This window comes from Rhizobacter sp., assembly GCF_031412075.1.
GTDB lineage: Bacteria > Pseudomonadota > Gammaproteobacteria > Burkholderiales > Burkholderiaceae_C > Rhizobacter.
The window spans coordinates 1-7765 of record NZ_JANOCG010000245.1 but is presented as its reverse complement, the minus strand read 5'-3'; the positions used below and the strand labels follow the sequence as shown (position 1 = coordinate 7765).

Here is a 7765-nt window from a genome sequence, read left to right as displayed (position 1 = left end):
TTTTGCGAGCGCTGATGTTCAAGCGGCCATCATTGTCGCGTGCAACGGAATCACCAAGTACGTCACCGAGAGGTATTCGAAATGACCACTTCAACCCGTAGCCAAACCATTGTCCTGCGCTCCATCGTCGAGTCCAAGGTTGGGGCAGCCGTCAAAGTGCACCGCATAGAGCTGACTCAAGCAGGGACGTCGATGTTGACGACGGCTGCGAACGGAATCGCACAGCTAGTGCCGCATGGCGACAAAAGTGCTACTTCCCCCGCCGTCCATCGTGAGAGAGTTCGTGGGTAGTTTCAGGGTGCATGCCGCAGTTCTGTCGGCTGTGTCATGAGGCGTGCAACAGCTCCTTAAGCGACCGGATGCAGTAGCGGGCCGTTGATAGCCCCCCATGCCGCACTAGATGGCATGCCTGCATGCCATAAGCCAGTGGACCTTCGACGTCAGCTGCCAGCGTGTCGCCCACCATGAGCACATCCTCCGGCGGAAGCCCTAGCTCAGCGCAGACGGCTGCATAGAACGCCGCCTGCGGCTTCACAGCTTCCGCTACAAAGCTGAAGCCGTACACGTCCATCTGGGGCAGCAGGAGCCGTGCGGGTACGGCGTACGGCGATGCCAAATTCGAGCAGAGGGCCAACTTGAGCCCGCGCGCGCGAAGTGCGCTGAGCGTTGGAACCGCGTCGTCAAATGCACGCACGCTAGCTAGTTCGGCGAAAAGATCTGTCTCCAGCTGCGCCAGCCGTGTGGCGGAAAGCTGGCCGCCAAGCGCTGCTGCCATACCAGCCAGTCCCGCGTCGACGGTCATGATGGTTGCTGCATCGTCAGTGCGTGGCGCACGTCCGCCCTCGCGCAGCTGGTCGAGTAATTGCCGGTAGGGACGGCGAGGCTCCTCAATTGAGAGCAGCGTTCCATACAGATCGAAAACTACCGCTTTGACGCGGCTCACGACCAAGTCTGCGGACAACACCGTTTTAATCTCGGCCAAGAGTAGGTCTCTCAGCGTTCACATCGACTAGAACCAGCCGCCGCGGCAGGTCCCGGTCGAGTAGTGCTGACTCGTGTCGCGTTGATGCAGCCGTGGGGACCCTCTTCAGAGGTATTGGTCTCTGGGCAATGAACTTGAAGAATCTGCGCATGATCCATGAACTGAAAAGCCGAAGAGGGTCCGATCCGAGACTTGCAAACATTGATTCAACTTGGCTGGAAGGTCTCGGTGCGTACAAGGCACGGCGTGATCTCCTGACCCTAGGCTACACCAGTCGGCCACAACTCCTTGCTGCACTAGCGAGTGGAGAGTTGTCGGTGGCTACTCCAAATATGGGGCCGCGTGTCATTCAGACCATCTGTGCTTGGCTTGAAATCCCTGTTCCTTCTCTCAAGCGTGTCGAACCAAGACCACCGTCCCAGAAGGCAATCGAAAGCGCGCGGCGCATCTTGAACCGGGCTGGATTCACGGTTTTGGAGCCGAACCAGAGCAACAGTGAGCAACTCAACAACGTGCGTTTAGGGGCCGCTTCGAAAGCATGCGGAGACAGCGCGACCGTTCTCTCGTGCGATGCGAATACCTTGATCGGCGCTGCTCCATAACCCCCTGGGTATCTATCGTGGTGACTTTCAAGCGTTCAGATCGCACTGCGTATTCCGGACCAAAAGCGCCACCCGTTCCGAGTCAAACCCGCCACTCATTCCGGTTCAATCCGCTGGCCGTTTCGGATTGACTCCGTCAGGTCACCTACGAGCGAAGTCGAACTATGAAGCTCGCTATTTCTTGCCGTCTTACCGGGCTTGCCCCCTGGCGCGCTCAGCCAATTGCTGTAGTTCCGAACTGGTCAACGCCTTCAAAAACTCAACCAACTCCGCGCGCTCAGCGCCCGTGAGAACTAGCGCCCGCCCGGATTGCTGTCCACGGTAATGAACCTCGCGGGCAACCGCGTCTTCCAGTGTCGCCACGCTACCGTCGTGCATGTACGGTGCCGTCACCGCTACGTTGTACAGGCTGGGCGTTCGGTACGCGCCGATGTCGCGCGGGTCTTTCGTGATCACGAAGCGCCCTAGCGCGGCCAGATCCCGATCGCTGGTGAGCAGCGCTACCGAGGTCTCAGGCGTTTCGCGCGAGACTCGACGAACGAGAGCCGGCAGCCGTTCCGCCACCTCTTCCAGGCCAACCCCGATTGCATGGAACTTCCCGTCCGTGAGGGGCGCCGTGCGTTTCTCAACCAAGTGGCAACTGCTGCATCGGCCGCGACCCACAAACAACGTGTAGCCCCGTTGCGCTGCCGCACTGAGGCGAGACGTTTCAACGCCTGCGAAGTGCTCTTCAAACGCACTGCGACCAGCCTGCAAGCTGCGCTGAAACGCCGCCAGGGCCGCAAACACCCGCGAGGTCTCAATGGCCGACTGATCGAAGGCTTGCCTGAATGCCGCTTCGTACGTCGGATCGGCTTGGAGGCGCTGAGTCAGTTCGGCATGAGAGCCCAAGCCATGCTCGGCCGCGTTGATGAACGGGTCAGCTGCCTGACTTTCCAGAGTGTCGCGCCGCCCATCCCAGAACAGCGCCCCTTGTGCACTCACATTGATGAGTGAGGGTGTGTTGCGAAAACCCTTCGCCCCCCGTACCCCTTCGGCCGTGGCCTTGCCATCCGAGAACGCTTGTTCGGGAATGTGGCAGCTGGCGCAGCTGATGCTGCCGTCCGCGCTGAGCCGTCGATCAAAGAAGAGCTTGGCGCCGAGCCGCTGAACCGCGTCACCTTGCTCAGGTAGCTCGACCGCAGCGGCCGCGAAGGCCGTTGCGACCGCGGTAGCAACGAGGCACGCTCGTAGCGACCTCACAACAAGCCGCTGCAGATGCTGGCCATGGCTCACTTGTACCCCTCCCTCGGCGACAACCGTGATGGCGCGCTCAACCGTTTTCCCCATCAAAGCAGACTCGCATGCATCGGCTGTGACAGTCCGGCCGGCTGACAAGCCTTGACCCGATTCACAGCACCACACCAGACCTGCCCATTCGGGCCATGGCACGCACCCCAACCGTCACGGCGCTTTCGTCAAGCGCAAGCACATTGAACCAATTCAAGCTGGCTCCCAAAACCTGGGGAAGACCGGCCGAGCAGCCCGCGCTGAGACAGCACAGCCCGGGCTTTCTCAACTCAGGGAGGAGCCTCGCCCATGGCGAAGTACGGCATGACGCTGCGTATGCGTCGGTGGATTCATGGGCTGCTTGCGCTCGCAACGCTGATTGCCTGCCCTGCACATCTGAGCGCCGCAGACATCAGCTACGGCTATGACGAGGCGGGGCGCCTGGTCCAGGTCCAGACCCCCACCGGAAGCGCCCATTACCGGTATGACGTGGCAGGCAACCTCATCGCCGTGCAGCGGCCGAGCGCTGGCACGGTGGCGATTGCCGAGTTCTCCCCCAACGCCGGGCCCACGGGCACGCAGGTCACGATCACGGGCAGCGGGTTCTCGGTAACCCCAGCCGCCAACGTAGTGCGTTTCAACGGCACCACGGCAAGCGTCATTTCTGCAAGCAGCTCCAGCCTCACCGTTGTGCTTCCAGCTGGCGCCACCACGGGAGCGATCTCCGTCACGGTTGCGGCAAGCACGGCCACCAGCGCCGAGAGCTTTGTCGTGACCGTAGCAACGCCTAACGCCTCGCCGGTCATCACCTCAATGAGTGCCTCGCTGGCTGGCGTCGGCGACACCGTCACCCTCACGGGCTCCGGCTTCGTCGGAACGGGGTCAGCTATCTGGGTTCGAGTCAATGGCGTCAATGCACCCCTTCTCAGCGTTACCTCGACACAGATCACCTTCACCGTTCCCACCGGTGCTACTTCCGGCCTGGTGACTGTGGGGACGCGCAATGGCAGCAGCATTGGCGCCACGACGCTTCTCGTGCCCCCCGCAGGTTCAACGGTTGCTCAAATCGGCGCCACAGGAAACATCGCCGTCGACGGTTCGCAACAGACAATGGCCGTTCCGACGACTCGCAAAGGACTGTTCGCATTTGCGGGAACGATGGGTAACCGCATCGGACTGGGAGTCAGTGCACTGACCACCACTCCCAGTGGGCAAGGAGTGACCATTCACGTGTATCGCCCCGACGGCGTGCAACTCACCACTTGCTTGATGTCTGCAGCACCCGGTGGCAGCTGCAACCTGCCGGTGTTGACGGCCTCGGGCACCTACACCGTGCTCGTTACTCCAAATACCGGCGCTGCAGCAACTTTCGGCATGACGCTGTCCAACGACCTGGCTGGCACGCTGGTGTCCAACGGGGCAGCACAGACCTTCGCCACTGCCCGAGTGGGTCAGAACGCGCGCTACACCTTCAGCGGCGTGGCGGGGCAGAACATGTCGGTGATGTGGAGCGGGGCTACCTTCGCGGGTATCTGGAGCTTCTTGCACGTTTATCAGCCAGACGGCACGCAGCTGAGCAACGCTGCTTTCTCCGCAGACACCGGCTACGAGAGGGTCAGCGGCTCGCTCGACCTTGTCAACCTACCGACCACCGGCACCTACACCGTCTTCGTCGATCCATTCGGCACCAGCACCGGGCAAGTGGCTGTGGCGGTGGCATCGTTGACCAATCCATCGGTCGCGCTCACCGTGGACGGCGCTTCGATGCCCATCGCGCTAGCCGTTGGCCAGAACGGCGACTACACCTTCACCGGCACAACCGGCCAGCGCCTGGGTCTGGGTGTTAGTGCGTTGAGCACCGCCCCAACTGGCGGTACCGTCAGCATCCAGGTGCTTCGACCCGACGGGGCGGTGCTGACGTACTGCTCCAGCTTCACCGCGGCCGGGGGAAACTGCAACTTGGAGGCCCTGCCGGTCAGTGGCCAGTACACCTTGCGCGTCGATCCACAGGGCGCGGTGGCCGCGAATCTCACGCTCACCCTGTCCAACGACCTGGCCGGCACCATTGTGCCCAACGGCTCGGCCCTTACCTTCGCCACCCCCCGTGTCGGTCAAAACGCGCGCTACACATTCAGCGGCACGGCAGGCCAGAACATGTCGGTGCTGTGGAGCGGCGTCACCTTCCCGGGCACCTGGAGCTATCTGCGCGTCTACCGCCCCGATGGCACGGAGTGGTCCAATGCCTATTTCTCTGGGGACACGGATCAAGGCCGCGTGAGCGGCACCCTTGACCTCGCCAATCTGCCCGTCACCGGCACCTACACGGTCTTCATCGATCCTGTCGGCGAAAGTCTCGGCCGGGTGGAGCTGGCTCTGCTGGCCAACGCCTCGGTGGCGCTCGCAGTCGATGGGGCTCCCACACCAGCTACGCTGGCCGCTGGCCAGGACGGCGACTACCCCTTCACCGGCAGCACGGGCCAGCGCCTGAGCCTGGGTGTCAGTGCGGTGAGCACCAGCCCTCCAGGGGGTACGGTCAACATTCAGTTGCTGCGGCCCGATGGCACGCTCCTCTGGACTTGCCCCAGCTTCACATCCACCGGCAGTTGCAACTTGCCGGCCCTGCCTGTCAGCGGGCAGTACATCCTGCGGGTCAACCCACAGGGAACCGCGGCGGCCAATCTCACACTGACTCTGTCCAACGATGTGGCCGGCGATCTCGTCCCCAACGGCGCTGCGCTCACTTTCGCTACGGCCCGTGTGGGCCAGAACGCGCGCTACACCTTCAACGGCACGGCGGGCCAGAACATGTCGCTGCTGTGGAGCGGCGCCACCTTCCCCGGCGCCTGGACCCGCTTGTATGTCTACCGTCCCAACGGCACGGAACTGACCCGCGCTGACTTCACGAGTGAAACGACCTACCCTGGTTACTCCAGCGGCACCATCGACCTGATCAATCTGTCTGTGACCGGTAGCTACACCGTGTTCATCGCTCCCGCTGGAGCCAGCACCGGCCAAGTGACCGTGTCACTGCTGGCCAACCCTTCGGTCACGCTGGCGGTGGACGGCACACCCACGCAAGCCACGCTCGCAGCCGGCCAGAACGGCGACTACAGCTTCACCGGCACCGCAGGCCAACGTCTGGGGCTGGGCATCAGTGCGTTGAGCACCACCCCGACCGCCGGCTTGGTCAACATTCAGGTGCTGCGAAACGATGGAACGCTGCTCACGGACTGCCTCAACTTCACGTCCGCCGGAGGCAAATGCAAACTGGCCGCGCTGCCGGTCAGCGGTCAGTACACCGTTCGGGTGAATCCACTGAGCACCGTGGCGGCCAATCTCACGCTGACTTTGTCCAACGACATGGCCGGCTCGATCGTCCCCAACGGTACGGCCCTAACCTTCGCCACCTCTCGCGTGGGCCAGAACGGGCGCTACACAGTGAACGGAACCGCGGGCCAGAACCTGACGCTGCTGTGGAGTGGTGCCACATTCGCGGGCGGGCTGTATGTTTACCGACCAGACGGCAGCTCCTTGATCAACACGGGCTTCAATAGCGCCCCCGCCTACTCCAGCGGATCGCTCGACCTCGTCAACCTGCCCGTGACGGGCGCTTACACCGTCCTCGTCGATCCCGGTGGAACCAGCACAGGTCAGGTGAATATGTCACTGCTGAGCAACGCATCAGCAACGCTCGCCATTGACGGCACTCCCACGTCAGTCGCACTCACCGCCGGACAGAATGGCGATTACGTCTTCAATGGCACCGCAGGGCAACGCCTGGGCTTGGGCATCAGTTCGCTGAGCACGACACCCGGCGCAGGCTCGGTACGGATTGACGTGTTCCGCCCTGACCGCACGCTGTTGACCTCCTGTTCTGGCTTTTCCTCCGGCGGGGGAAATTGCAACCTAGAGGCTCTGCCCGTGGCCGGTCAGTACACCGTGCGGGTCAATCCGCAGGGCATGGTGGCAGCCAACCTTGTGCTGACTTTGTCCAACGATGTGGCGGGCACGCTCTTGCCCAACGGTGCGGCCTTCACCTTCGCCACGACCCGCGTAGGCCAGAACGCGCGCTATTCCCTCAGCGGTACCGCCGGCCAGAACCTGTCGCTGCGGTGGAGCGGCACCACCTTCCCGGGCACGTGGAGCCGTCTCAACGTTTACGGTCCCGATGGCTGGCTGTTGAGCGGCACCAACATCACTGGCGACCCGGCCTCCGCGTATGGCAGCGGCACCCTCGATCTCGTCAACCTGCCCACCACCGGCACCTACACCGTCTTCGTTGACCCCTTCGACACCAGCACCGGACAGGTCACCGTGTCACTGCTGTCCTACGCCTCGGCCACGCTCGTGGTCGACGGCGCGCCCACGCTGGTCACGCTCGCCGCTGGACAGAAAGGCGATTACGCATTTAGTGGCACTGTTGGGCAACGCCTCGGCCTGGGCATCAGCGAGCAGAGCACCACCCCAAGCGCACAAAGCGTTGCCATCCAAGTGCTGCGCCCCAACGGCACAGTGCTGGTTGACTGCTTCAGCTTCGGATCTGAGGGACAGAATTGCAACCTGCCTGCACTGCCGGTCGTTGGGCAGTACACCGTGCGCGTTAATCCGAGTTTGGACAACTCGTGGCAGTTGCCGGCCGCCAACCTCACACTCACCTTGTCCAACGATGTGGCAGGTACTCTCGTCGCTAACGGCGCGCCTCTGACATTTGCCACCTCCCGGGTAGGCCAAAACGCGCGCTATATCCTGAACGGCACTGCCGGTCAGAACCTGTCGCTGCTCTGGAGTGGAGCCACATTCCCAGGCTCATATAGCAATCTGGTCGTCTACCGCCCCGATGGCACGCAGTTGAGCGACGCCCGCTTCTCCGGCGATCTGGTTATCCCAAGCGACGCCAACGGCACTCTCACCC

General features: G+C 62.6%; 4 protein-coding genes. 2 read left to right on the top strand and 2 right to left on the bottom strand.

Annotated features, from left to right (window positions below):
* Positions 1 to 325: 325 nt before the first annotated feature.
* On the bottom strand, positions 326 to 982 hold the full coding sequence (locus RMO40_RS08655; protein WP_309719140.1) for an HAD family hydrolase: 657 nt from the start codon (positions 980 to 982) through the stop codon (positions 326 to 328).
* A 149-nt stretch (positions 983 to 1131) separates the two neighbouring features.
* On the opposite strand from RMO40_RS08655, the gene RMO40_RS08650 reads away from it, so the two are divergent.
* Entirely contained in the window at positions 1132 to 1584 is a 453-nt protein-coding gene (locus RMO40_RS08650) for a hypothetical protein (RefSeq protein WP_309719138.1), read from the top strand.
* Positions 1585 to 1773: 189 nt separating this feature from the next.
* Here RMO40_RS08650 and RMO40_RS08645 read toward each other — a convergent pair whose 3' ends face one another.
* A complete protein-coding gene (locus tag RMO40_RS08645; RefSeq protein WP_309719137.1) occupies positions 1774 to 2859 on the bottom strand; it encodes a cytochrome c peroxidase in 1086 nt (361 codons plus the stop codon).
* 303 nt (positions 2860 to 3162) lie between these two features.
* Here RMO40_RS08645 and RMO40_RS08640 point away from each other — a divergent pair.
* A partial coding sequence (locus RMO40_RS08640) for an IPT/TIG domain-containing protein (protein ID WP_309719135.1) occupies positions 3163 to 7765 on the top strand: 4603 nt, incomplete at its 3' end.